Source organism: Nodosilinea sp. P-1105 (assembly GCF_012911975.1).
Classification (GTDB): Bacteria; Cyanobacteriota; Cyanobacteriia; order Phormidesmidales; family Phormidesmidaceae; genus Nodosilinea.
Window position 1 is genome coordinate 1 of sequence record NZ_SMDQ01000077.1, and the last position, 26,369, is coordinate 26,369.

The following is a 26,369-nucleotide window of genomic DNA, read 5'->3' on the forward strand; positions in this document are numbered from 1 at the left end:
TCAACTTCCCGGTGAGTATTTACACTCGGCTGGGGCCAGAATCTGAGGAACCTCCTTAGAAATGAGCGAACCGGGAGTTACAGTGCTCATACTCAAAAATTCCCCTACGGAGGACGTGCTCAAAATCGATGCTGGTTTAGACAGCCGCGACGCAACCGCCCCAGAACGAGTCAGCGGCAATAGGCATAAGTAGATGAATAGATCTGTCGGCAAAACAGTCGATGGGCAAGTTCACCGACTAGGGTTTAGACATTGCACCGGGGTTGAGCCGGGGCATGGGAGCGGGTTTAGACGTTTGGCCGGAGCAAACGGTAAATGCACTGAGAACACTAAATTAAATTAGTGCTTTTGGTTACAAGACAATCAGTACTGGGTTATTGTTCCCGCCGTTCGCATTGATTCGCTAAGCGCGCGGGCAAAGTCACAAAGCATGCCGTATTCAGATCTACCCTCCTCGGCTGGCTGTCAAAAAGGTTAATGTCATGTTTTTTTAGCCAAAGTAGGCGGGCTCGTTGCCGGGGGTCCATTTAATGTTGCAGCCAATGCTGGGCTTTTGCTCGGCTGGTACCGGCTGCCCCGCCAGCACCGCATCGAGGGCGGCTCGCAGGTCTTTACCGGTCACGGGCACGTCATTACCAGGGCGGCTATCATCGAGCTGCCCTCGATACACGAGCTTTTGATCGCCATCAAACACAAAGAAATCTGGCGTGCAGGCAGCGGTGTAGCGCTGGGCCACCACCTGGGTTTCGTCAAAGCAGTAGGGAAAGGTAAACCCCAAATCCAGGGCCTGGGTCTTGAGGTGTTCGGGGCCATCCTGGGGATGGGTTTCCAGGCTATTGGCGCTGATTGCCACGATACTTAAGCCCTTGGTGCCATAGTCCTGGCCAATGCGGGCAATCTCTTGCTCCACATGCTTCACAAAAGGACAATGGCGGCAAATAAACATCACCAGCAGGGCGGGGGCTCCGGCAAAGCTTTCCAGGGTGACGGTTTGGCCCGTGACCACATCGGGCAGGGCAAAGTCAGGGGCAGTGGTGCCTAGGGGCAACATTGTTGATTCCACCATCACCATGGGTTGGGCCTCCTATCTGATCAATTCAATACTAACGGTTGTTGCCAGGTCAGGGTTTAATCAAGCCCAATTCCCCAGACCGTCGCCCCATAGCTACAATAAGAGGATTGAGATTTTTGAGTCTCAGTTGATGGGGCAGTCTTTAGGGATGATGGCCCTAACCTCTGAGCTTATACCTTATTCGTTTCTCCCTACTGCCATGCCACTGCCTGTTGTTGCGGTTATCGGTCGCCCGAATGTGGGCAAATCTACCCTGGTGAACCGCCTGGCCGGGGGCAAAGACGCGATTGTCCATGACCAGCCGGGGGTGACCCGCGATCGCACCTATCAACCGGCCTTTTGGCGCGATCGCGACTATTTAGTAGTGGATACCGGTGGTCTGGTGTTTGACGACGACACCGAATTTTTGCCCTATATTCGTGAACAGGCCCAGCTGGCCCTGGCCGAAGCCAGTGCAGCGGTGCTGGTGGTGGATGGGCAAACCGGTCCTACCGAGGCCGATCGCGAGATTGCCACCTGGCTCAGGCAGCAATCGGTACCAGTGCTGCTGGCCGTCAACAAGTGCGAGTCAGTGGACCAGGGGATTGTGCAGGCAGCCCAATTTTGGGAGCTGGGACTGGGAGAACCCTACCCAGTATCAGGCATCCACGGTAACGGCACCGGGGAACTGCTCGACGCCCTGGTGGAGTACCTGCCGGAAACCGTCGAAGAAGCAGCCCTAGAGGAGATCAAAGTGGCGATTGTGGGGCGGCCCAACGTGGGCAAATCCAGCCTGCTCAATGCCTTTGTGGGGGAATCGCGCGCCATTGTCAGCCCCATTTCTGGCACCACCCGCGACGCCATCGACATGCAAGTCACCTACGACGATCAACTCTACCGCCTGGTGGATACGGCGGGCATTCGGAAAAAGAAAAGTGTGGACTATGGTCCCGAGTTTTTTGGCATTAACCGGGCCTTTAAGGCAATCCGGCGGGCGGATGTGGTGCTGCTGGTGATCGATGCCCTGGATGGGGTGACCGAGCAAGACCAAAAGTTGGCCGGTCGCATCGAAGCAGACGGTCGCGCCTGTGTGATTGTGGTCAACAAGTGGGATGCAGTGGAAAAAGACAGTTACACCATTTACGACTTTGACCATCAAATTGCCGCGCGGCTTAATTTTTTAAATTGGGCCAAACGCATCTATGTCAGTGCGAAGACGGGGCAGCGGGTGCCTAAAATTTTGGCGTTGGTTAACCAGGCGGTAGAACAACATCGCCGTCGGGTCAGCACCTCGGTGGTGAATGAGGTCTTAGAAGAAGCCACCAAATGGCACACGCCCCCCACCACCCGCCAGGGCCGCCAGGGCCGCATTTACTATGGCACCCAGGTCACGGCCCGACCGCCCTCCTTTACCCTGTTTGTGAATGACCCGAAGCTACTCAAAGACAACTACCGTCGCTATGTAGAGCGGCAGTTTCGCGAAAACCTGGGCTTTGAGGGCACCCCCATTCGCTTCTTCTGGCGAGGCAAGGCCATGCGCGACCTAGAGCGGGGTAGCGCCAACCGGGCCACCAAGGTGTAATTTCGGCCTATGGATTTACTGCGATCGCTCCCCATTGGTCTTTACCTAGAGCAGCCGATTACCTGGCTGCATCGGCTTGATCCCCGGGTGAAAATGGCCTGGTTGATGAGCATTTTGGTCACACCCATTCTGGCCAGTGCCCATTGGCGGTTTGCCCTGGTGGGGCTACTGTTATTGCTGACCCTGCTGGCCCAAATTCCCTTCCGGGTAGCCCGGCGCCAGTTGGGCTGGCTGATTTTGCTCAGTTCAGCGGTGATGCTGCTTACCTTTGTCATGCCCGATGGCCTACAGGTAGACCAGACTCCCCGCCTGCCGACCCCGGCCGATACAGCGGTGTTGGCCGATCCCCCAGAGCAGTTGCCAGACCTGCCCCAGCCCACCGCCTACCGTTATGTGCTGGTGGACTGGGGCATGATCACCATTACTCGGCGATCGCTCAACCTGGGTATTCGCATCGGCACCCTGCTATTCACCCTGATCTACGGCACCAACCTGTACCTGCTGACCACCGCCCCCGAAGAAATCACCCTGGCCCTCGAAACCCTGATGGCACCCCTGCGCTGGTTTCGCCTGCCCGTCACCGAAATTGCCCTGACGGTGACCCTGTCCCTGCGGTTTATCCCCCTGGTGCTCGAAGAGGTGCAAAACCTGGTGCGATCGGTGCAAACTCGGGCAATCAACTGGAAAAAGTTGGGCTTTAAGGGGTCGGCCCAGGTGTGGCTCACCGTGGTCGAACGTCTGCTAGAAAACCTGCTGCTGCGGGCGGAACAAATTGCCGCCGCCATGGAGGTGCGCGGCTTTACCAGCCCCAACCAGCATCGAGTGCGCTGGTACCAACTGGTGCTTCGCCGTTGGGATTGGTTTGCCCTGGGGCTGCTGGTGGCCTTTTGGTGGGCCAGGCTAATGTGGGGGGGAGAGGGTTGATCCAGCAATCGCCTTGGCTGGTGCGATCGCATCCGCTGCAGCAGCGCACCGGCACTGACATCTTTCAAGCCCTCTATGGTCACCTGCTGCGGCAGCCCCCCAGCCTGCATACCCTGGCCGCTCTGCTAGAGAGCCCCTACCCTCTGCCGGCCATGGCTCACCATCACCACAGCCGCTACTCCATCTGTGCGGGGCCACCCCGCTGGGTGCAGGGACAGCCCCGCCTATGGACTCCTAGCATTGGCCAGGTTCTGCCCACCCTGGCCCAGCGGCTACAGGAGGGGCAAACCCTAGCTCTGTTGGGTGACGAAGCCGATCTAGCCAATCACACCCTGCCCTTTACCGGCGGCTGGTTGGGCTGGCTGGGGTACGACTTGGCCTGGGAAATTGAGCGGCTGCCCCAGCACCGGGCCGATACCCTACCCTTTCCGGTGGCCCTGTGGTATGAACCCAGCACCTTTGCCGTTCTCGACCACCAGGCCCAACGCCTCTGGCTGGGGGCTTCCTCCGTCCAGGAGCTAGATACTCTGGAAAAAACATGGCGCTCTGCCCCAGCCCAGACCGGGATCGCCCCCAGCACCGAGCCAGAGGCACCCATTCTCTGCTTGGGCATGGGCCAGCTGGACTACGAGGCCGCCGTCACCAGGGCCAAACAGCACATCCGGGCTGGCGACGTGTTTCAGGTCAACCTCTCCCTGCGGTTTGCCACAGACACCACCGCCCACAGTTGGTCGCTCTATCGCCGCCTCCATGCCATCAACCCCTCCCCCTTCGCCTGCTACTGGCGCACCCCCTGGGGCGATGTGATCAGCTGCTCTCCCGAGCGTTTGGTCCAGCTGCGGGGAGCGACAGCCCAAACCCGGCCGATTGCGGGCACCCGCCCCAGGGGCGAAACCGCTGAGCGCGATCGCCACTACACAGAAACCCTGCTCAACAATCCCAAAGAGCGAGCCGAACACATCATGCTGGTTGACCTAGAGCGCAACGACCTAGGGCGGGTATGCCAGTGGGGTTCAGTGCAGGTGAACGAGCTGCTAACTGTCGAGTATTACAGCCACGTCATGCACCTGGTCAGCAATGTGGTGGGGCAACTACAACCGGGGTGCACAGCGGTTGATTTAATCCGGGCCGGATTCCCGGGGGGCACGATTACCGGTTGTCCCAAGGTGCGCTGCATGGAAATTATTGAGGCCATCGAACCGGTGCGACGCAGTTTGTTCTATGGGTCCTGCGGCTATCTCGATCGGCGGGGGCAACTTGATTTAAATATCTTGATTCGCACGCTACTGTATGGGCATCCTCAGGACACAACCCATCCCGCCACCGTTTGGGGACAGGTGGGAGCCGGGATTGTAGCAGATAGCGATCCCCAGCGAGAATGGTTCGAGTCTCTGCAAAAAGCCAAGGCTCAACAATTAGCCCTGGGGGTGTAATCCATCCGCCATTCTTCACAATCTCTGGTATTTTGCATGCAGAATGCACAACAAGTTTTAGAATGCATGTGGCGAATGTAACTGACACATTTAGGCATTCCCGATAAAGACTCCATCTTCTTTCATAACTTGAATGAGCACAGAAACTTACCTCAACCATCCTAATTTTGGCCTGCTCTTCAGGGTGTGCATGGTAGATGACGGTCAAGAGTTATTTGCTACCCTGTATGCCCAGCGGTTGTTCTTTCTAGTCACCCACTCCGCCGGAGACGGGTTGGTGTTCGAGCCCCTGGGTCGCAGCAATGCCCGCCTGATGCTAGAAAGCCGCATGCGCGTTCTGCGCCGGGCCGGCCAGCAGGCCGATTATGCTCGCCTCCAAAGCACTTACAAACAAACGTTTCAATGACCACTGCCCCTCAGGCGGAGGCGATTATTGACACCATCCATCGCCTTCGCCAGCAGATTCCCCCTGCTGTCACCCTGATCGCCGTGACCAAACTGTTACCGGTCGAGGTGATTCGCATCGCCTACGATGCCGGTATCCGCCATATCGGCGAAAGCCGAGTCCAAGAAGCGATCGCCAAGCAAGCCCAACTCACAGATTTGCCAGACATCACCTGGCACCTGATTGGTCATCTCCAAAGCAATAAAGTCCGTAAGGCCGTCGAGCATTTCCAGTGGATTCACTCTGTCGATAGTCTGAAGCTGGCCCGCAAGCTGGACCAGGCGGCGGCGGAACAGCAAAAACAACCCCAGTGCTGCCTCCAGGTGAAGATGGTGCCTGACCCACCCAAGTATGGATTTGATGCCTCAGACTTGCCTGCCCTGCTGCCTGAATTAAACCAACTCACCCATCTCCAGTTCCGAGGAATCATGGCCATTCCGCCCCAAGCTGCTGATGCCGACACCATTACCCAGGTGTTTGTCAGCGCCCGGGTGCTGGCTGAAACCATCAACCAAGGGGGCTGGTCTCACCTCACCCTGGACCAGCTGTCATTGGGCATGTCCGGGGACTATCAGCAGGCGATCGCCGCTGGATCGACCATGGTTCGCCTGGGCACGGTTTTGTTTGGCCCCCGCCCCCAGTAGCATCACGTCCTTCAACACCCAGGAGTATCCCAACTTCCAGTTGAGTTACTAAGTGCATTCCCACCTAAAAACAATCCCGAGGACAGCTACTGTGCTCAGGTCAGTGTGCTGAGCGAGTAAATATCTAAATCTCGCGATGAGCCGTTGCCCACTAACGCTAACTCAACCCCTCCTCCACCTGAACACAGGCACTCTGGTGGGTAGACGTCATTTTTCTATGGCCAGATTCTATCCGCTGAATTGTTCCCACACCCCAGCCAGGAAGCGGGCATTAAAAAAGTATTTAACTAATTGTGAATCAACCGTCCGTTTCTGGAATTTCGTGTATACTGTGGACTCAATATTCTGTAATCAGGATATTTGAGCGCTAAGTCCTATTTTCAGGACATTAGACTCTACAAAACCCGCCTTGGCCTCCAGCCCAGAGATTGACGTAATCGTTAACCTGGCATCGCCGTCAAGGGTACGGGAACCCCTAGTTGAGAAAAGCTGCCCCAATCTTTCAAAAAAAGCGTTGACAATTGAAAATAGGCGCTATCATGGCCCTCGTATAACCGAAGCATGATATCCCTATTGGTCAATTCCGGGGTAATGCTTTTCCTAAGTGAGTGATAGTCATCGTGGAGTGTAAGTTGTGAGCAATGTTTTCTCCAAACTGCGGGACTTCGTTGGGCTGAACGATCCAGCAGATTACGAATATGAATATGAAGAGATGGAAGGGGAAGAGTATCAAAATCTCTACCAAGAGGAAAATCCCCAGCCCATTGTTCAACCTCAGCCTGAAGAGCCCCGTAATCGGCGGGTTCGTCGCGATCGCATGATGTCTACTGAACCAGGAATGACCCCGATGGCCAGCAATGTAATTGGTATGCCTGGTGCCATGAACGGCACCTCCGAAGTGGTGGTAATGGAACCCCGCTCCTTCGAAGAAATGCCCCAAGCGATTCAGGCCCTGCGGGAACGCAAGTCTGTAGTGTTGAATCTGACCATCATGGATCCTGATCAAGCACAACGGGCCGTGGACTTTGTCGCTGGCGGGACCTACGCCATCGACGGTCACCAAGAGCGCATCGGTGAAAGCATCTTCCTGTTCACCCCCAACTGTGTCCAGGTCAGCACCCCCACCGAGTACGAAGAAGACATGCCCATGATGGGTCAACCCCAATCCATGCCCATGGCCGGTCAGGTACCCCCTGCCCCCGCCTGGGGAACCACCGAGTCCATGGCTCGTATGGCCTAGGTTGCTGACAGCACATGGACAATCCATCGGGTGATTACTCACAACCCAATTAGCCGGCAAGGTTTCATTGGGTTTGTCGTTAAGGCATAATGCAGGCTAGCGCCCCACAGGGGCATTAGCCTAGGTAAAGAGAATTTATGCTGAATGCGACATTAGGGGTTATTGGCGGCGGGGTTATGGGAGAAGCTCTCATATCCCGCCTTCTTGCTGAGCAAAAATTTACCCCAGACACCATTTGGGTTAGCGATCCCCAAGCGAGTCGCCGCCACTATTTACAGCAAACCTATGGCCTGCAGACGACGGACGACAATCAGGCCGTAGCCGCTGAAGCCGATATTCTATTGTTAGCGGTCAAGCCCCAGGTCTTAGACACAGTCGCTGATAGCCTCTCTTCAGATGTGCTTAGCGGCACACCGCTGTTACTGTCAATTTTGGCTGGGGTACCCCTAGACCGCCTGACCAGGCGATTCCCCGGCTGGTCTGTCATTCGGGCCATGCCCAATACCCCTGCTACCGTTGGGGCCGGTATGACCGCCCTGGCTCTGGGTCGCGACATTTCCCCAGAGCACCAACAGCAGGCTCGACTGGTGTTTGAGTCGGTGGGGGAGGTGATTGAGGTACCCGAAACCTTGATGGATGCGGTCACGGCTTTATCAGGGTCCGGGCCGGGGTACATGGCCCTGGTGATTGAAGCCCTGGCCGATGGTGGTGTCGCCGCCGGGCTGCCCAGGGCCACAGCCCTACAGCTGGCCATCCAAACCGTCAAAGGCACCGCTGAACTGTTGCAACAAACCAACTGGCATCCGGGGGTACTGAAGGACCGGGTCACCAGTCCTGGAGGCACCACCATTGCCGGGGTGGCTGAGTTAGAAGCCGCCGGGTTGCGATCGGCCCTGATCGAGGCAGTGGGCGCCGCCTATCGACGCTCTCGCGAACTGGGCCAGTCATAAGCGCTGGGGTACGAGGGTCAGTGCCGTCAACGAGCCCCCACCCGCCTTGGCAAACATAAAGTATTATTTAAACTGAGATTATTTTTTGTCAGCTTGGGAAATTTAGAATCAGGGTACTACTTGCCTTCTAAACCCAGCCGCCACAGGCTCCGTGGAAGGCCATTCAAACAGGTGCGATCGCTTAGGTTTGTTGTCGGCCCCATTCCTCAATCACTGGTTTTCCCAGACAATCCACCATGGATGAGCTTGTTCGACTTTCAATTCAAGTCCTGATTGCCATTGGTTGTGCCACTGCCGCCACCATCTTGATTCCCCGTCAGGTTCCCGGTAAAGCGGTGGGGCTAGTCTTAATTGGCTTGATTGGTGTCTTTGTCGGTCAGTGGATGGCTGAGCAGTTGTTAGCCCAGTACAATTGGACCGTTCCCTGGTTAGAGTGGGCATTTCAAGGGGTAGCGATTGTCCCCTCTATCATCGGCTCCATGATTGTGCTATACCTGGTCACCGCCTTTTTAAGCTGGGGGCGCTATGGTAATCGCTAGCGATCGCTGTAGCGCTCCTCAGCCCAGGGGTCTCCCTGGTGATGGTAACCATTGCGCTCCCAAAAACCCAGCTCAGGGTCAGCCAAAAACTCTAACCCACTAATCCATTTAGCGCTCTTCCAGGCATAGAGGTGGGGCACAACCACCCGCATCGGGCCGCCATGGGCTGGCGGTAAGGGCTTGCCATCTAGGGTGTGGGCTAAGAAATTCTGAGGGCGGCTAAAGTCCTCCAGGGTCAAATTTGTTGTATAGCCCCCGTAGCAGTGCACCATCACATGGGCCGCCCGGGGATCAAGGGTGATCTGGGCCATCAGGTCTGGAATGGCTATCCCCTGCCAAGTCACATCTAGCTTAGACCAGGTGGTGACACAGTGAAAATCGGCGGTAAAGTCTGTTTGGGGCAGGGCCATCACCTGATCCCAGCGGAACACCTGAGATTCTGCTAACCCCGATATGGTTAAGGTCCAGTCTTCAGGATAAACAGCCGGGGTCTGGCCGTAGGTCAATACCGGAAAACCACTGGCCAAGTGTTGCCCTGGGGGAACGCGATCGCGTAGTTCTGGCCCTGGTTTATGAAAATACTTACCCACAAGTGCTGTCCTAGGAATACGAGACATCTTTATCTACACGGTAGCCAAGATCGCGGCTTAAGGTAATACTCAAAGACCCTCTCCCCAGTAGTGGACCTTAACCCCCCGGCCTTGAGACATCCAGGATTCCCCTGCTGCTTATCCTGGTACCCTGCGACATAAGTCAGCCAACCATTCCTGATGCCTGACACCTCAAACCTGACACCTTCAGTAGTAGTCATAGTTCTATCAGGCAATACTAAGCCGCTAGACCAGCAATCAACCGTTTTAGCCAGTTCCCTGAGCGCACGTCCACATAAGCATGGCAGCGCGAGCACCGTCGAATACCACGCACACCAATGCGCAGAAGGTGTTGATTCTGGCAATGAGGACAGTAATGGTGTTTAGCCATAGCGCTAACAGTTTAAATCAGGACAACAAACGAGGTTCAGCGCCCTCTGATTAAATGGTGAAGGGCGAATTTGTAAATTAGGGTTCCCTAGAGACGGTCTCTTAACTGTCCGGGAATATGCTGAAAAATTCAGTCGCCTCCACCACTTTGTTACAGACTCAACCAACCATTCCCAATACCTGACACCCAGAACCTGACACCCTTATCCCCATAAAAAACAGGGCTAGACCCAAGATCTAACCCTGCCTTGATAACCCTCACCAAAACGTAAGCTATACACAACCCAGCTCAGGACCTGGAGTCTTCCCAGGGGCAAAACGTCAGGTCTGGACTTGGACTTGGTTTAGTGTCGGATGAATCGAAAATCCTGACCGCTAAGCCTGCTAGTCAACCACGCTGGTTCCAGCAGTAGTGGCAGCATTCGCGATCGCCACAGGGGGTGCCACCAAAACATGGGCATAAAGCGCACCAGGATGTTCGGCTACCAACCGGGTATTTTGCACCCGCCCAGCAACCTCAACCGTCTTAACGTCATAAACCTGAGTCGCTAACTTGGGGTATAGGCCAATCCCAATAATAGGCACCAGTAGACAGAGGGCAACAAACGATTCCCGAGGACGAATATCTAGAATGTTGCCCGTCTTGGTAACCACTTGACCGGCATCGCCGTAAAAGATCCGCCGCAGCATCGACAACAGGTAAATGGGAGAAAGAATCACCCCAATGGCGGAAGTCACAATAATGACGGTCTTAAAGCTAGTGCTGTAGACATCGCTGGTGGCCATTCCCAAGAACACCGCAATCTCACTGACAAACCCACTCATGCCGGGTAACGCCAGAGACGCCATCGAAGCAGCTGTAAACAAGGCAAACGTAGCCGGCATCTTGCGCGCCATACCACCCATCACATCCATGTCCAACGTATGGGTACGTTCGTAGGTCACCCCAGACAGGAAGAACATAGCCGCCGCAATTAGCCCGTGGGAAATCATCTGTAGCATAGCTCCACTCATACCCAGGGTGGTAAAGCTAGCACAGCCAATCAACACAAATCCCATGTGAGCCACTGAAGAATAGGCCATGCGCCGCTTCAGATTGTCTTGGGCAAATGCCGTCATCGACGCATAGATGATGTTCACAACCCCCAGAATGGCCAGGAACGGGGCAAAATACAGATGGGCGTCAGGCAACATTTCAATATTCATGCGGATGATGCCGTAACCTGCCATCTTTAGCAGCACCCCAGCCAAAATCATCGACACGGCCGCCGGGGCTTCACTGTGGGCATCAGGTAACCAGGTATGCAGGGGGAAAACTGGCAGCTTCACGGCAAAGGCCACCAAGAACGCAGAGTAAACCAGGATTTGGAAAGGTAAGGCGTACTCTTTTTGAGCCAACTCAGTCAAATTGAATGTGACCGTGTCGCCATAAAAGGCCATAGCCAACGCTGCTATCAGAATAAAGATAGAGCCGATGGCCGTGTAAAGAATAAATTTAGTAGCCGCATACAGGCGCTTCTGACCGCCCCAGATAGAAATCAGCAGGTACACCGGCACCAGTTCCAGTTCCCACATCAGGAAGAACATCACCAGATCCTGGGCCAGAAAAACCCCCACTTGGGCGCTGTACATTACCAGCAGCAGGCTGAAATACAGCCGAGGCCGATTGGTAATGTTCCAAGAGGCCAAGATTGCCAGAGTGGTGATTAGACCACTCAGCACCACTAGAGGCATGGCCAAACCGTCGGCTCCCACAGACCAGGTTAAACCTAACTGGGAAACCCATGTGTAGCTTTCAGTCAGTTGTAGACCAGGCTGATTCAGATCGTAAAAATTAATAAATGTGTAGAGAATTAGGGAAAATTCGATGAAACCAACACCCAAGGCATACCAGCGTAAGGTCTGCCCCTTGCGGTCGGGTAGCACTGGAATTGGCAGGATGGCTAGCAGCGGTAGCAAAACTAGGGTCGTTAGCCACGGAAATTGCTCGGTAAGCATGACAATTCTCGTGAGGGATTACATACAAAACAGCCAGCGCATTCGGCGTTCCGGTTTTCAGTGCGGCTTAGGGTCGACACTTGCCCTGGATTGCTAAAACACCAGGATCATTTGCCTATGCTGTTCGCGGCGGCCTACCCTAGTGGGTCAGGTCGGAGGACTTTAGCTTAAAGAAGCGCTACCCCTAAGGGACGACTTAGGGGATCAAACCGGACCGCAATATCGATAGAGAGAAATACCTATCTTTGCGCCAGCTCTAGTATAGGAAACTTAATAAACATTTGATAAGCGATTTTGTCATTGAATTGCAAAACATTGACATTAAAATCGCTGATATAAAGGTATTACAAGGCTTTGAGGGCCTCAAAGGATTTTCCTTAATCAAAGTGAATAGTCACATTTATGTAACTCAATACCTCTGATTGTTAAATTGAGTTACAAATGACTCGCTATTGAACGCCAGTTCGATGGAATCTCATGCAGCAGAAAAGTCTGCCACATCCCCTCCTTGGAGGGGTGCCCGGAGGGCGGGGTGGGTTCCGTCGGGCTTGCTTGACCCACCCCTACCCACTTCGACACGCTTAGCGCAGGCCTCCAAAGGAGGGGATTTCGGACCTTGATGCCACCAAATCTCTACATCTGGAAACCCTAAATTCAAGACTTGACGCTGCCCTAGGCTATCCTGACGCCAGTTGTGTCAAGGGCGAGGCTATGCGTTGTTACCCGCTGTCCTTCCTGTGTCCAGGCATCAGCCATCGCCTGACGTACCGCGTCAGCCCCATTCCTGGGGGCCAGAGCCAACAGGGTTGGTCCAGCGCCACTGATGACTAATCCGTGGGCGCCAGCGGCCCTGGCCGCCGCCGCCACCGCCGTATAGCCAGGAATTAGCGTCTGCCGATAGGGCTGATGAATGCGATCGCCGAGAGCAACCCGCAGCCAATCTCCCCGCCCGGTTTCTAAGCCCCGCAGCAGCAGTCCTAAGTGGGCGGTATTAAAGATGGCATCGGCACGACTATAACGTTGGGGAAGGACTTGCCGAGCCGCAGCGGTAGATAGTTCAAAATCAGGGATAGCCACCACGGGTATCACGTCGCGATGCCAGGCGATCGGACAGAGCACCCAGGCCCCCTCCGGCTCAGAGGCAACGGCGAGTTGGCAGCCCCCCGTTAGCGCTGGCACCACATTGTCGGGATGACCTTCCATGGCAATGGCCAACTGGGTCAGGGCCGCTTGGTCTAGGGGTACCCCAGCCAACTGATTCGCCCCCACCAGCCCTCCCACAATCGCCGTGGACGAACTCCCCAGTCCCCGGGCCAAGGGAACGGCCAAGTCAATGGCGATCGCCACCGCAGGCACCGGTCGCCCTAGCTGCTGGTAAAGGTACGTGAAGGCCTGATAGGCCAGATTGCGGCTGTCGGTAGCAACCCGATCCGCCTCTTCGCCAGTCACCTGAATTGTTAGTGTTCCGGCCGCCCCATCCGCAGCCGTAAATTGGAAGCGATTGTACAGACTCAGGGCCGCCCCCAGGCAATCAAATCCCGGACCAATATTTGCGGTTGTCGCAGGCACAGTCACGGTGACAGCTGGGGACACGGCATCAGGCTCCAAATGGTGGACGAGTCAGGGGGAGGAGAAAAGCGATGTGGATAGTACCACTTTTTGAGTCACCTTTGGCACACTAGAATATGATGAATGAGGCTTTGGCCATGGCGTTATCCAACCGCTTGCGACAGGCATTGATACTGGGGTTAGGGACAGCAATGGGAACGATCATCCTAGGAGCCCCTAGCTGGGCCGCCCCTGTCCCTGTGGAACAGGCTCAAGACGGCTCGTCTGAACTGGTGATGCCGTTTAGCGATGTGCCCGAAGACCACTGGGCCTACCAGGCGCTGTTAAATTTGGCAGGGGTCCATGGCTGCATCAGTGGCTATCCCGATGGCACCTTTCAAGGGAACAATACCGTCAGCCGCTACGAGTTTGCCGCCGGGATGGACGCCTGTATGGCGGTACTCACCCAGATGGTGGTCCAACAGCAGCAAGAAAACCTGCAAGAGGTGAACGCCATTATTGATGCCATGGAAGCATCCTTAGAGGAGCTGCGCCAACTATAGGCGCGATGACTTAGAAGTCTTCCCGATTGGCGATCGCCCCGGTTACCCGCTGCACCACGTCAGCCACTGGTAAAACCCCCAGTTCTCCCTGGGCTCGGGTACGGATACTCAACGCATTGGCCTCTAATTCCTTGGCCCCTACCACAGCCATAATCGGCACCTTGGCTTTTTCACCATTGCGCACCATCTTGCCTAAGCGATCACCGCTGGTGTCCACTTCCACCCGGACCCCCTGAGTCAGAAATTGATCGGCTACCGATTGGGCAAAGCCTACCTGCTCTTCCGTTACCGGCAACAGGCGCAACTGTACCGGGGCCAACCACAAAGGGAAATCCCCAGCATATTCTTCGATCAAAATACCAATCAGCCGTTCCAGAGAACCGAACGGGGCGCGGTGAATCATCACCGGACGTTGGCGGGAACCATCTTCAGCCACATATTCCAGGTTAAATCGCTCCGGCAGGTTGTAATCCACCTGGACGGTGCCTAACTGCCACTCGCGATCGAGGGCATCCCGCACAATAAAGTCCAATTTGGGACCATAGAAAGCCGCTTCTCCAACCCCTTCAAAATGGGCCATACCAAGGGTTTCCACAGCGCGGCGAATAGCATTTTCCGCCTTGCTCCAGGCTGCTTCAGAACCAATATATTTATCGGCACTAGGGTCTCGGAAACTCAGCCTAGCTCGAAACGACTGATCTAACTTCAGAGCCCGCAAGGTGGACTGAATCAGGTCTACCACCTTTAGAAACTCATCATCCAGCTGTTCAGGGGTCACAAAAAGATGAGCATCATCCTGGGTAAAGCCTCGCACCCGGGTAAGCCCCCCCAGTTCCCCCGACTGTTCATAGCGATAGACGGTGCCAAATTCCGCCAGACGCATGGGTAGCTCACGGTAAGAACGCAGGCTCGCCTTATACAGCTGAATGTGGAACGGGCAGTTCATCGCTTTCAGGACAAATCCTTCGTCCTCTTCAGCCCCCATCATCGGGAACAGGTCGTCCTTATACTTCTGCCAATGGCCAGAGGTCTTAAACAAATCCACCCGGCCAATGTGGGGGGTCACCACCGGCTGGTAGCCCCGCTTCACCTGCTCTTGCTTCAGGAAATTTTCTAAGGTTTCTCGCAGAATAGTGCCTTTGGGGGTCCATAGGGGCAGCCCTGGCCCCACCTCATCAGCAAAAATAAACAATCCCAACTCTTTGCCCAACTTCCGGTGATCCCGGCGCTTGGCTTCTTCCCGTCGTCGCTTGTACTCTTGCAATTGTTCCGGCGTTTCCCAGGCCGTCCCATAAATGCGTTGCAGCTGAGCCCGGTTTTCATCGCCACGCCAGTAGGCCCCAGCCACACTTTCTAGATCAAAGGCCTTGGGATGCAGATCCCCAGTGGTGGCCACATGGGGGCCAGCACACAAATCCCACCACTCGTCCCCCAAATGGTAGAGAGTAATTGGATCCTCCAGATCGGCCAAAATTTCTAATTTGTAGGGCTCCCCCAGTGCTTCGATCCGCTGCTCCGCCTCGGCCCGGGAGACCGTCTCTTTCACCACCGGCAGCTTCCGGTTGATGATTTTGATCATCTCTTTCTTGATCGCTTTGAGGTCTTGTTCGGTGAAGGGCTCAGGACTGTCAAAGTCGTAATAAAAGCCATAGTCAATCCAGGGACCGATGGTGACCTGAGCCTTGGGAAACAGCTTTTGCACCGCCATCGCCATGACATGGGAAAATGTATGGCGAATCCGCTTCAGGTCTTCTGACTCACTGGTGCGGGGTAAGACAACGGAAGAGTTAGCTGGCTGTGCAGAAGAGGCCATGGGTGAATGGGTTGGGTGAATAGGTAACGACTAGAACCAGTTTAGCGACTATTGGCTGCGCCATTGTGAGGGGACTTCGAGTACGGTTACCCCTCCCTCAAAGGACGGATGTTACCCAATATCCCCCAACGCTTAGCAAGTTATGCTAGCTTGAGTTAGGCAACTACCTTAGCGAACTTGTAGGTTTACCTAGCCAAACTATTTTGCTGAGTTTATTGGTCTGATAGCCTTGTCCACCTAGTGCCCTCAGCCCTACCTGGGTTTTCTTCAGAGAGGGTAGTCAATTTTTCTTAAAACTTGACGGGCTAAGGGACGATTAAGGGGGTCATACCCATTACTCCAAATAATTTAGTTAGCATTTATCTACAAATTTGTTTGCTGTCGAGTGTGTTGTGCTATGCTACCTGACTGAGATCTAAAGCTAGTAAGTACATAAGTCTCAAGGTTGTGTGTACTGGCAACGGATTGAACTTTCTGAAGAGCTTTTAACACCTGAAATATGACTGAAGCCATTGTCGACCTCGCTGTCGCCCACCCTATGGTGAAATTCCAGCGGCAAGTGGAGTCCTTAGTGAAAAAATCCAAAATGGTTCAACCAACCGATCCCATTTGGAAAATTGCTTTCCTATTTGGGGATGACTGGGCCCATTGGAAGCAAGAACTCGAAGAGTTCGAATTTTCGACCCAAGACCCAATCCAGGATTTGCTGGCTGTGCAGTCCTGGGAAGAGGACTAAGCATCCCTTGATACCTTAGTTTCTATAGCGGGCTTGGCCTCCGATACAGCAAATCATCAAGCCCCCTACCCCTTTATCAAGGATGGTAGGGGGCCTTCAGGCAAACAAAGGTTGGTGTAGGTTTATTGGTAGCTGTACCATGCATGCATCTCATCTATTTATGAAGCGGTGGGTCAGCGCTACTTTACCCTAGAAAGCCCATATCGGGTTTCAGCTTAACTCTAACGACAACGACGGTGATGTTATCGTGACCGTTTTTTTCGTTGGCCAAATCAATCAATTGGCTAACACCGGTTTCCAAATTCGTCCTAGAACTGAGTAACGGAGCGATATGGGTATCGGTGTGGCTCTCTAGCAAATTATTGTCACTGAGCCCGTCTGAACATAGGATGAGCAGGGTATCTTCACTGATGTCGTGATAGCTGACGGTCGGGCTAAGGTGAGATTGGTCCCGTGGCCCTAGGGCTTGGGTCAGCTGATAAGCGTCTGGGCGGGCATAGGCAATGGCTGGCTCTATGCCTCGATAGATTTCCCGTTGACCGACTTCGTGATCGACGGTTAACTGTTGCAAGCCAAGCCGCTTGCAATAACTATAGAGACGACTATCACCGACATGGGTGACAGCCATGGTTAGGTCTTGTAATAGCACCATCACCAGGGTGGTACCCATGCGACCAATCCCTGAGCTAGCCTTCGCTTGGTTAATGTCAAAAATAGCCTGGTTAGCCTGAATCGCAGCTGCTATTAATGCAGCTTGATCGGGCAGGGTATCTGCCCAGCGCTCCGCAAAGTAATTGCGCAAGGTTTCAACCGCCATTTGACTGGCCACTTCCCCAGCGGCGTGCCCCCCCATGCCATCGCACAAAATATATAACCCTTTAGCACTGAGGGTGGAATTTTTGGGATCGCTGGCTCGGGTCAGATGAGTTTGGGTCAAAAACCAATCTTCATTATGGTTACGTTGGCGGCCCACATGGCTCTGCCCAAGATTATCCACTTGGGCCAATTTCATCGGTAAGATTGTGGTCGGCAACTCGTTAGGGGGATTGCCCTCATCGTCTGAATTATCCAGTGTTGAAGACATTAAGTCTGCCAAGTCCTTGAGATCTGGATCGGTTGGGTCGTCGGTATCAGCATCGGCGTCCCAATCAATCGGAAAGGCCAACATGACATCATCCTCAGGGGAGTCAGAATACTCAGGGGAGTCAGAACCCTGGCTGGACGCCGACACCCCAGTTGGATTAGACGTTTCATGGGGGCGGTTAGCCGGACGCAGGGCATCCATTGCGATCGCCACTTGCTGCTGCACCTCCGTCACTTGGGTCAGGGTGCCGTCAGCTACAGCCTCAATCACCTGCACCACAGTGGGAGCGGTATGGGGGGTTAGGGGTAGCGATCGCTGCCAAAATTCACCTAATCGTTGCAAGGGTAATGATTCAGGCACTGGCACTGGATCTAAATGAGTCAGGCAAAGCCCATAATTCGCATCTACTTTTAAGGCCTGAGGGTTCAGAAGCGTCGTTTGGGTTTGCCAAGGGTCCAGGGCTTGCCACAGCAGCGTCATTTCAAAGAGCCACTGCATCTGTTGCCAAGGGCTGGCGTCCTGAGTTGGCCAAGCTTCTAGCAACGATTGCCAATGAAACCGATCCTCGATCAACAAAACGGCCCATTGGTCTGATTCCAAGGCATTATGCAACTCAGGCACAGCCGGAAAAGCATCCACCTGGAGGGCGAGATAGGCGATCGCTTCAGGGGGGACTGTCGGCCCCACAGACGAAGCGGGGGGCGCAGGAGCGCTGTCGAACCAGGCCTCCTGCAACGATTCTAACGGCGAGGTAGCCTGGACATCACAGTCTAAGACCCTATCTAGGGAGACTATTCCGCTGGCTAGGTAATCTAAGTGATCAAGGTATCGATATCGTTTAGCCTCATCTAAATAGGCGCTATCCTCATAGGAGCTATCGTCGCTCGGCCTATCTGGGGGAGATGTCTCCCCACGGGGGATGCAAATTGCACACCAGCGTTGCAGGTAGCGTCCACACTGGTCACAAAACAGCTGCGAGTCAGGGTTCTCAAATTGACAGAAAGGGCAACACAGCATCTTGAGAAAGGATGGTCGAACGTTAAGGAAATGAGATCACTCGGCGGTCGATGAGAGATACGCTCATAGAGCTTGGCAGACGGCACCTGTAGTAGCTGCTCTATACCACTTTGGCCTGTTCTACAGGCTCAATAACGCTTGCCGCTCAACCTGGGTTAACTCTCGCCATTCACCAGGCTGTAATGCACCTAGGCTGAGGTGAGCAATGGCCACTCTTACCAACCTTAACGTAGGGTACCCAACTGCGGCAGTCATGCGTCTAACTTGACGATTTTTCCCTTCTGTCAAGGTCATCTCTAACCAGGCCGTAGGAATAGCCCGGCGCTCTCGGATGGGCGGGACTCGGGGCGGCAAGGGTGGATCGGCCTCAAGTTGGGTCACGCGGCAAGGTCGGGTTCGATAACCTCGAATGGTGATGCCTCGACGCAACTGCTCAAGGGCCTGAGGTGATGGTATGTACTCGACCTGTACCCAATAGGTGCGAGGGTGGCCATACCGGGGATGACTTAAGCGATGCTGAATACGGCCATGGTTGGTCAGCAGCATCAATCCTTCACTATCACGATCTAACCGCCCCACTGGGTAAACATCAGGGATACTAATAAAGTTCTTCAGGGTTGACGGCGGCTGATCCGGATCACCCCGTCTGGTTGACGGCTGGCTGGGCTGGGAAACTAGATTTTGGGTTGAAGGGCGATCGCCACTGAACTGACTCACGACGTTATAAGGTTTGTAAAAAATAACGTAGCGGTAGTTCATAGAAGCCTCCTATCCAATCGGTACCGTCGCCCAGTCTGCAACATTTCATTGCAACTTTTGTGGAAATGTTGAGAAACTTCAGTCCCTAGGGCTGTCCCGATATGCTGAAAGCTACAGATCATTGCAGGACAGTGTCATGGACACCGACAACAAATATCGTTTCGCTTGTACCCTCACCTTTGGCGATATCTATGGCCAAATTATTGTCTGGCTGGTGATTTTGTTCATGAGCTTGGCCGCCTCTTTAGCGCTCATGGGGGCGCAGCAGCCGGTGTTTGCCTTGGTGACTGTGGGCTTGATTTTGGTGCTATCGTTACCATTCCTGCTGTTCGCTTTTGTCACCACCTTGATCAACCATATTGAGTTTCAACCGGTAGAGAGCGGGCAGGCTATCAGTTCCTCCTCCAGCTCTAAACCCAACCGGGGCACAGAGGCTAGTCAAGCGACCGCCTAGACGATTATTTAAACCCACAGGTCCAGTCCAGGGGTAGGTTGGATATCCCTGTCCCCCTGGATGGGGGGTATAGCCCTACGAACAGGCCAGATAAGAGGCCACGCGAAGTTGGCGTTTTTGAAGGTTCATGCCTCCATTCAGCCACGCCTGGGCACTAGTTATCGGCAGGGGCAGCCTCTTCCATGCCATCAACAGCAGGTAGTTGGCTTTGGCTAGCCATCTGATCGATTTGGTCTTTAAACTGGGCTGGGGCCATAGCAGAGGCCTGAGCAAACAGTGACTGGGCGGTGTCTTGGTCCCCTTGCTCTTGCAACACTAGGGCTTTAGCTAAGACGGGCCGAAAATCGTCAGGGGCTTCGGCAATGATTTCCTCATAGAGGGCCAAAGCCTGATTGGTGTTACCGGTTTCGACATACACCTGAGCTAGCAGTAGTTTGACCGATGGGGTATCGATGCCCACCACGGCCGGATCATCTTGCAACTGCTCGGCGGTCTTCAGGGTGTCTTGTAGTAAGCCAGTGGCGGCCTGGGGCCGATCCTGTTGGATCAACAGTGCCACTAGCCCTTGTAGGGCATTCATATTGCCTGGTTGTTGGTCTAGAACGTCCCGATAGATTTGAGCAGCCCCTTCTAGATCACCGATTTGTTGCTTGGTTTGGGCCAACAGAACGGCGTATTCCGGTACATCAGGATTAAGCTCTACCAGCTTCTCCAGGGGCTCTACCACCCCTTGAATATCTCCCAACTGGATGCGAGCGTCCACCAGCCCTTGTAGGGCGGTTTGGTTATCAGGTTCCCGTTCTAGCACCAGCTCGTAGCCCCGGGCTTGGGCTTCTAGCTCGGCCTGCATCGAGGACGGATCGGTCGCAGGAGTATCAGCATTACTGTCAGCCTGGCGGTTGTTAGCCCCAAAAAAAGGCAACAGCGATAGGGACAAAAAGGCAGCCAAGGCCAGGGTTAGCACTGTCCCCACTAGCCAACGATTTCGTTTTGCAGTCACAACAATACCTCTACTCCTAGAGCTGACAGGGCTACCTTAGCAAAGAAGTTGAAAGGAAACTTGAAAACAATACGGATTGTTGACGACTTTCTTTGGATGTTAAAGAAGAGCGGCTGAGCTAACCCGGTGGCTTGATAAATTTGGTGTGTAATGGGGCAGAGCGCGAGTGTTACGCTAGGCTTACAGACCAGTTGATGGTTATGCAAGCAGTTGGTTTACGTTGAGAGGAGGTCGGTGGTGCCATGGGTTCTGCAGAGCGAGACACATCCAAGCAAGATCAGTCTACGATAGAAAACTCCTTAAAGAATGGATCAGGCACTGAGCCTTCCCCGAAACGGCCAAAGTTAGTGTCTCCGCCCCAGCGGCCGGTGCGTCCCCCGGCTCCTGCCCAGGAGGCAAAGTCTGCAATCTCTAAGCCTCCAACAGCGACAACCACTCCAGCCCCGGAAGCTAACAACCAGGCGGTGGAGGAGAGCCCCCAAGGGCCTCGCTATCAGCCAATTGCGCCGCCTAGCGAGCCGATGCAGTATCGAGCTATTGGTTTGGTGCGGGGCACCTATGCGCCCACCGAAGCGGATCAATTGAATCGCGGCAATCTGACCACTGACGATGGCTATGTGATTGATTCAGTGCTGTTGGGTCGAGTCACCAGTCTGGTGAAAAAACATTTGGATTTAGATAAGTCCCATCTATGGGTCGTTTATCCTCGCACCCGACGTGATGAAGAAGCTGAACCCAATGAGCAAGACTTACATTTGCAGATTGTTGGGGTTTGGGAACCTGAGACCCTAGGACTACCAGGGGAATCAAAAACTGACGAGGATCAAGGCACGGTCGTCACCAGCGAGGCTGAGGCAGAAACAGACGAGGCTGAGGCAGACCAGGCATCAGCGGCTGAGTCATCCCCAATGACAGAATTACCTAGCGTTGATGACAACTTCTTTTCCATTCGTGGGGAAGTCGTGAAATACGAGCCTGATGATCAGTCGATCACGGTCAAGATTATGCAGGCGGCCAAACGTCCTCCGGGCAATGCCAAGTCGTTTAAGTTGCTATTGCAAGGGGAGATTACAGGCCGCACGGTAGGCTATTTTTGGGATTTTAAGGTAAAACGAGAGGCCAAAATCCTGGTGGTACAGGAGTCCAGCACCGTGGGGATTGTGCCCCCTAAAAAGCGGCCTAAGGGAGCAGCTGCCCGACGAGGCAAGCCAGGGGGACGCGGCCCAGGCGGACGCCCCGGACCCAGTCGGCGACCTGTGATTAAAGGCAGCAGTCGCCCCCGCAAACCACCAGTGGAGAAAGGCGCTTCCGAGGAACCTGCTCAAGACTAGCACCGGGTAGAAACCTCAGTTTAAGGAATAGCTCTAATAACCTAACCACTGAGCGCATCTTGGGGTAAAAAGGCGCGATCGCTAGGCAGGGGGGCAACTGGGCTGGTCAGCTCAAATTGTCCAGCCTCAATCCAGGTTTTGAGCGTCTCAGCCACTTGGTTAGCTAGGTACAGGCTAGCCAGGGGGGCAGTTCGTACGGCCTGCCCTTCGATGGTAATATGGCCCGATTTAAGCTGGGCGTAGCTAACCAGGCCAAAGGTAGGCCGCACCCGGCGGGGAATCGAAAAATCCATCACCGGGGCCACAATGTCGCTATCTTGAACGGCACAGTGGGCGGCGATCGCCTCATTGAGCACCGGAATTGGCACCCCTACCCCCAACATCATGGACGGTCCATAGCCTTTGAAGTAGCAGCCCCGTACCCAGTGGGGCTGCATGGCTTTAGCATCGCCGATCAGCGCCACCGTTGCCGCTGGACCAATGGGGGTGCGGTTGGCTAGCCGCCGCTGCAAGGGAAAATGCTGGGTCCCTTCCCAGGCCACATAGCCCACACCGCCCCCCAAAAATACCCGACTACCAATGCCAATCGCAGCCAAATCGGGATCGTTTAGCAGGGGTGAAAGCGCCCCAGGATTAGCATAGACAGCATTGCCCAGGCGCGGTTGCAGCGGCCCCAGATAGGTGGATAGGGGGCGATCGCCACCATTCACCCCGACAATGAAATTTTGGTATAAGCAACGGGGGTTAAATAGGTAAAACTGGTTAATGGTGTCCTGGGTGATGGTGGTGTCAAGGCTAGCCCGGGGGTAGCAGTCGGTAGCATGGCCGGTTGCTTGCAGGTGTACACTCCGCCCGGCAATCAAATCTGCAATCACATGACCGCCGCCATACTCGCGGGCTTCTTCGGCTTCCAGGGGTTCTCCCCCCCGCCCGGCAACGCTGGGCTGGCTGGCTCCCAGATACACATCTACGGCCCCAAAGCCCGCATAAGCCGCCACCCCATTCAGATAGCATTCCAACAACTTAATGGGGGGATCGGTATGCCCTAAATTCAGAATCGCCCCTGAGGACTCCATCGGTTCAAAGGTACCGGTGACCACCACATCGACAGCTTTAGCAGCCCGAGCAATTCCCTGTTCTTGAGCCAGGGCCTTAAACTGGGTGGCAGTGTGAACCACCACCTGGCCCTGGCGAATTTTGTCGTTAATACTGTCGATAGAGCGCATAGCTGCACTTAGGCCTGATCGTCAATGGGGCGGGCTTGCAGCCAGAGTAGGCCAGCCATCAATAGCGCTGGCCCCAGCAGTAGCCCCAAGGCCAGCCCCAGGGAAGGGGACACCGACCACCGGGGGATGACGTACTTGATCACAGCCCCCAGGGCAGCTGAGGCCAGCACAACTTTAACAATGAAACTGAAACTACTGGAAGAGGTCATGGGGTTAGGCTGGCGATCGCCGCACATTCAAACAACACCACTCTTGCTGCCGCCACAGGGTAGCCACCACCCAACCATGCTGCTCTAGGGTATCGGCAACCAACTTAGACTGCTCCAGCAAGATACCACTTAAAATGCCCCAACCATCGGGCACCACAATGGTGTGCAGCTGCGGGATCAAATCTAAAATCACCTCGGCCAAAATATTACACACGACCCCGTCTACCGGGGCTTGAATCGTCTTAGCCACGGCATCTAAACTACCGTGAAGCACCGGCATCCGCCCCTCAGGCAGGTCATTCAGGTCGCGATTGGCCTGGGCGGACTGCACGGCTAGGTCATCAATATCAGCGGCGTAGGCTTGCTTAGCCCCCAGTAACAGGGCGCCAATCGACAAAATGCCGGACCCACAGCCAATATCAGCAATGGTGACATCACTGCGTTCATGGGTCAGCCGCATTTCTAACGACTCCAGACACAACTGGGTGGTGGGGTGTGCTCCGGTGCCAAAAGCCACCCCTGGATCTAGCCGCAATACCAGCCGCTGGTTGCCCTCTGGAGGCGATAACCAGGCTGGCGTAATCAAAAAGCGATCGCCAATCGGTTGGGGCTGCCAGTGCTCTTTCCAGCTTTTGGACCAGTCCTCTTCATCAATGACTCGCCAACTGACCCGAGGCGGCACCACAGAGCTGCATAGGGCATCCTGCCGCATGAACAGCGCCAGGGCCGACAGGTCTAGCAACTCCAGCCGGTGCTGGGGAAAGTAAGCTGTGATCAAACAGGTGGAGCCTCGCTGCTGGGTCGAGGTACCTTGGCTGCCAAAGCTATCAAACCGCCAAAAAACTAAGTCCTCCAGGGCTGGATCACACCGGACTTGCACTTCCCACCAGGTATTGATCACAGCCATGACCGCGAATGCCTCTGCAGAGTATCGACCAATCCCATGCTACAGATTTACAGTATAGGCATCACGAATACCAGGCACCTTGAGGATTTCGGCCAAAATCCCTTCTGGCAGGGGATCGTCAAGGCTGAGCACCATCACAGCATCACCCCGAACAATCTTGCGCCCCACCTGCATGCTGGCGATGTTGACGTTAAAGCTTCCCAGCAATGAACCAATTTTGCCGATGATACCTGGCATATCCCGGTGCAGGGTGAACAGCATATGCCGGGTCGGGGGCACATTAATCGGGAATTCGTCGATATCGGTGACTCGAATCTCGGTACCTCCCAGCAGCACCCCAGTGACGGAATGTTCCCCCAGGCTACCCTTGGCCGACAGATTTAACGAGCCGGTGTAGTCACGCAGATCAGCATCTCGGGTTTCAATCACGTGAATTCCCCGCTCCTTGGCTTCAATGGAGGCGTTCACGTAGTTGACCCGTTCTTGCAGGGCGTGGGACAGCAGCCCCTTGAGAGCAGCAATCATAATTGGCTGGCTATCACCACTGGCAATATCCCCTTGCAGCCGCACTGTCAGTTCCTCGACCCGGCCACCCGCCAGTTGTCCCACCAGGTTACCCAGGGTTTCAGCCAGCTGCAGGTAGGGGCGCAGTTTCTTGAGCACCTCTGGACGCAGCCCGGGAATGTTCACCGCCGATCGCGCCGGCAGCCCCAACAACACATCCCGAATTTGTTCAGCCACATCAATGGCCACATTCACCTGGGCCTCTGCGGTGGACGCCCCCAGGTGGGGGGTGAGAATAATCCCTTTATCTAGGCTCCGCAGATCTGATTCCCCTAAAGGTTCTGATTCGTATACATCCAGAGCGGCACCGCCAATGATGCCCTGCCGCAGCGCCTTAGCCAGAGCCGCTTCGTCAATAATCCCTCCCCGGGCACAGTTGACAATGCGAACGGTCGGCTTCATGGTGGCCAGCGCCGCTTCATCGATCAGATGGGTTGTTTCCGGAGTTTTCGGCAAGTGCAGGGTAATGTAGTCCGATTCCCGAAACAGCAGATCAAGATCCACCAGGCGGCAACCTAGCTGCTCCGCCCGATCGGCAGAAATAAAGGGATCATAGGCCAGCAGCTTCATACCCATGGCCCGGGCCACCGCCGCCACATGGGAGCCAATTTTTCCCAGCCCCACCACGCCCAGGGTCTTTTTGTAAATTTCTACCCCGGTATACTCTTTACGCTTCCATTCCCCGGCTTTGACGGAGCGATCGGCACTGGGAATGTATCGGGACAGGGACATCATCATTGCCAGGGCATGTTCGGCGGCGGCAATGGTGTTGCCCTCAGGGGAATTGACCACCACAATGCCGCGCCGGGTGGCCTCGGGCACATCTACGTTATCGACTCCGACCCCGGCCCGACCAATGATCTTCAGGTTCTGGCCCGCCTCAATCACAGCTTTGGTCACCTTGGTGCCAGAGCGAATCATCAGGGCGTCGTAATCACCGATGACGCCCACCAGCTCATCCGGAGACAGGCCAGTGTTCACGTCTACCTGGGCCACCTGGGACAGAATATCGAGGCCCGCCTGATCAATGGGGTCGGAAACAAGAACCTTGGGCATGGGTCAGCCATAAAAATGTCACAAGAATCTACTTTACTGCATTGCCGGGGCAGGGGATTAGGGGGGAGGTTACTTTTGGAGATGGGGGAGGTGGGGAGGTGGGGAGATGGGGAGGTGGGGAGGTGGGGAGATGGGGAGATGGGGAGATGGGGAGATGGGGAGATGGGGAGATGGGGGGAGTTTTGAATTTTGAATTTTGAATTTTGTAGGGCTTTGCCCTTCCCGAAGGGTATTGAAGCCGTAGATACTGTGTTGGCCTTGGGGTGTCAAGGGGTCGCTGCCGCTGATTTAGGTGGCAGCAACTTAGACGGGTCGT

The 26,369-nt window shown here is 54.9% G+C and carries 24 protein-coding genes; 12 read left to right on the forward strand and 12 right to left on the reverse strand.

The window, feature by feature from the left end; translation table 11 throughout:
• Window positions 1-490 precede the first annotated feature (490 nt).
• A complete protein-coding gene (locus E1H13_RS22680) occupies window positions 491-1,072 on the reverse strand; it encodes a thioredoxin family protein (protein ID WP_169616983.1) in 582 nt (193 codons plus the stop codon).
• 199 nt (window positions 1,073-1,271) lie between these two features.
• On the opposite strand from E1H13_RS22680, the gene der reads away from it, so the two are divergent.
• The 8 genes from der to E1H13_RS22720 all read left to right on the forward strand — a co-directional run bounded on the left by der (window position 1,272) and on the right by E1H13_RS22720 (window position 8,808).
• Window positions 1,272-2,633 carry a ribosome biogenesis GTPase Der gene (der, locus tag E1H13_RS22685; RefSeq protein WP_169616985.1) on the forward strand — a complete coding sequence of 454 codons (1,362 nt, stop codon included), beginning with the start codon at window positions 1,272-1,274 and terminating at the stop codon, window positions 2,631-2,633.
• A gap of 9 nt (window positions 2,634-2,642) precedes the next feature.
• Window positions 2,643-3,557 (forward strand): energy-coupling factor transporter transmembrane protein EcfT, encoded by a 915-nt coding sequence (locus E1H13_RS22690; protein WP_169616987.1) that lies wholly within the window; start codon window positions 2,643-2,645, stop codon window positions 3,555-3,557.
• On the forward strand, window positions 3,554-4,990 hold the full coding sequence (locus E1H13_RS22695) for an anthranilate synthase component I (protein WP_169616989.1): 1,437 nt from the start codon (window positions 3,554-3,556) through the stop codon (window positions 4,988-4,990). The genes E1H13_RS22690 and E1H13_RS22695 overlap by 4 nt, the downstream gene beginning before the upstream one ends.
• A gap of 133 nt (window positions 4,991-5,123) precedes the next feature.
• Window positions 5,124-5,396: a transcriptional coactivator PipX gene (gene pipX, locus E1H13_RS22700; RefSeq protein ID WP_169616990.1), complete on the forward strand. Its 273-nt coding sequence runs from the start codon at window positions 5,124-5,126 to the stop codon at window positions 5,394-5,396.
• Entirely contained in the window at window positions 5,393-6,079 is a 687-nt protein-coding gene (locus E1H13_RS22705; protein WP_169616992.1) for a YggS family pyridoxal phosphate-dependent enzyme, read from the forward strand. The genes pipX and E1H13_RS22705 overlap by 4 nt, the downstream gene beginning before the upstream one ends.
• 634 nt (window positions 6,080-6,713) lie before the next feature.
• Window positions 6,714-7,319, forward strand: coding sequence for a cell division protein SepF (locus E1H13_RS22710; protein ID WP_169616994.1), 606 nt, complete (start codon window positions 6,714-6,716; stop codon window positions 7,317-7,319).
• A gap of 140 nt (window positions 7,320-7,459) precedes the next feature.
• Window positions 7,460-8,269: a pyrroline-5-carboxylate reductase gene (proC, locus tag E1H13_RS22715; protein WP_169617023.1), complete on the forward strand. Its 810-nt coding sequence runs from the start codon at window positions 7,460-7,462 to the stop codon at window positions 8,267-8,269.
• 236 nt (window positions 8,270-8,505) lie between these two features.
• On the forward strand, window positions 8,506-8,808 hold the full coding sequence (locus tag E1H13_RS22720) for a hypothetical protein (protein ID WP_169616996.1): 303 nt from the start codon (window positions 8,506-8,508) through the stop codon (window positions 8,806-8,808).
• On the opposite strand, the gene E1H13_RS22725 is transcribed toward E1H13_RS22720, so the two are convergent.
• The 3 genes from E1H13_RS22725 to thrB form a co-directional block, all read right to left on the reverse strand.
• Complete coding sequence (locus E1H13_RS22725; protein ID WP_169616998.1) at window positions 8,805-9,425, reverse strand: sulfite oxidase-like oxidoreductase; 621 nt, start codon at window positions 9,423-9,425, stop codon at window positions 8,805-8,807. The genes E1H13_RS22720 and E1H13_RS22725 overlap by 4 nt on opposite strands.
• Before the next feature lie 747 nt (window positions 9,426-10,172).
• Window positions 10,173-11,786, reverse strand: coding sequence for an NAD(P)H-quinone oxidoreductase subunit 4 (locus E1H13_RS22730; protein WP_169617000.1), 1,614 nt, complete (start codon window positions 11,784-11,786; stop codon window positions 10,173-10,175).
• Window positions 11,787-12,458: 672 nt separating this feature from the next.
• Window positions 12,459-13,379 carry a homoserine kinase gene (thrB, locus tag E1H13_RS22735; RefSeq protein ID WP_169617002.1) on the reverse strand — a complete coding sequence of 307 codons (921 nt, stop codon included), beginning with the start codon at window positions 13,377-13,379 and terminating at the stop codon, window positions 12,459-12,461.
• Between the two features lie 113 nt (window positions 13,380-13,492).
• Between thrB and E1H13_RS22740 the strand changes: the two genes are divergently transcribed.
• Window positions 13,493-13,897 carry an S-layer homology domain-containing protein gene (locus tag E1H13_RS22740; protein WP_206070875.1) on the forward strand — a complete coding sequence of 135 codons (405 nt, stop codon included), beginning with the start codon at window positions 13,493-13,495 and terminating at the stop codon, window positions 13,895-13,897.
• A gap of 10 nt (window positions 13,898-13,907) precedes the next feature.
• On the opposite strand, the gene thrS is transcribed toward E1H13_RS22740, so the two are convergent.
• Entirely contained in the window at window positions 13,908-15,710 is a 1,803-nt protein-coding gene (gene thrS, locus E1H13_RS22745; RefSeq protein ID WP_169617004.1) for a threonine--tRNA ligase, read from the reverse strand.
• Between the two features lie 499 nt (window positions 15,711-16,209).
• Between thrS and E1H13_RS22750 the strand changes: the two genes are divergently transcribed.
• The gene (locus tag E1H13_RS22750; RefSeq protein ID WP_169617006.1) at window positions 16,210-16,446 is read left to right on the forward strand and encodes a DUF4327 family protein; all 237 of its coding nucleotides are present in this window, start codon (window positions 16,210-16,212) and stop codon (window positions 16,444-16,446) included.
• Between the two features lie 184 nt (window positions 16,447-16,630).
• Here the strand turns inward: E1H13_RS22750 and E1H13_RS22755 are convergent, their stop codons facing one another.
• Both E1H13_RS22755 and E1H13_RS22760 read right to left on the reverse strand, forming a co-directional pair.
• Entirely contained in the window at window positions 16,631-18,547 is a 1,917-nt protein-coding gene (locus tag E1H13_RS22755; protein WP_169617008.1) for a serine/threonine phosphatase, read from the reverse strand.
• A 120-nt stretch (window positions 18,548-18,667) separates the two neighbouring features.
• Entirely contained in the window at window positions 18,668-19,306 is a 639-nt protein-coding gene (locus E1H13_RS22760; protein ID WP_169617010.1) for a pseudouridine synthase, read from the reverse strand.
• A 136-nt stretch (window positions 19,307-19,442) separates the two neighbouring features.
• Between E1H13_RS22760 and E1H13_RS22765 the strand changes: the two genes are divergently transcribed.
• The gene (locus tag E1H13_RS22765) at window positions 19,443-19,760 is read left to right on the forward strand and encodes a hypothetical protein (RefSeq protein WP_169617012.1); all 318 of its coding nucleotides are present in this window, start codon (window positions 19,443-19,445) and stop codon (window positions 19,758-19,760) included.
• 154 nt (window positions 19,761-19,914) lie between these two features.
• On the opposite strand, the gene E1H13_RS22770 is transcribed toward E1H13_RS22765, so the two are convergent.
• Complete coding sequence (locus E1H13_RS22770; protein WP_169617014.1) at window positions 19,915-20,760, reverse strand: tetratricopeptide repeat protein; 846 nt, start codon at window positions 20,758-20,760, stop codon at window positions 19,915-19,917.
• Between the two features lie 242 nt (window positions 20,761-21,002).
• On the opposite strand from E1H13_RS22770, the gene E1H13_RS22775 reads away from it, so the two are divergent.
• Window positions 21,003-22,091, forward strand: coding sequence for a hypothetical protein (locus E1H13_RS22775; RefSeq protein WP_169617016.1), 1,089 nt, complete (start codon window positions 21,003-21,005; stop codon window positions 22,089-22,091).
• A 41-nt stretch (window positions 22,092-22,132) separates the two neighbouring features.
• Here E1H13_RS22775 and E1H13_RS22780 read toward each other — a convergent pair whose 3' ends face one another.
• From E1H13_RS22780 to serA, 4 genes are read right to left on the reverse strand one after another with little or no spacing between them, the layout of a single operon-like run.
• Window positions 22,133-23,317 (reverse strand): homocysteine biosynthesis protein, encoded by a 1,185-nt coding sequence (locus E1H13_RS22780; protein ID WP_169617018.1) that lies wholly within the window; start codon window positions 23,315-23,317, stop codon window positions 22,133-22,135.
• A gap of 8 nt (window positions 23,318-23,325) precedes the next feature.
• Window positions 23,326-23,526, reverse strand: a complete 201-nt coding sequence (locus tag E1H13_RS22785; protein WP_169617020.1) for a hypothetical protein — start codon at window positions 23,524-23,526, stop codon at window positions 23,326-23,328.
• 4 nt (window positions 23,527-23,530) lie between these two features.
• Window positions 23,531-24,427, reverse strand: a complete 897-nt coding sequence (prmA, locus tag E1H13_RS22790) for a 50S ribosomal protein L11 methyltransferase (RefSeq protein WP_169617027.1) — start codon at window positions 24,425-24,427, stop codon at window positions 23,531-23,533.
• A 45-nt stretch (window positions 24,428-24,472) separates the two neighbouring features.
• On the reverse strand, window positions 24,473-26,053 hold the full coding sequence (gene serA, locus E1H13_RS22795) for a phosphoglycerate dehydrogenase (RefSeq protein ID WP_169617022.1): 1,581 nt from the start codon (window positions 26,051-26,053) through the stop codon (window positions 24,473-24,475).
• Window positions 26,054-26,369 lie beyond the last annotated feature (316 nt).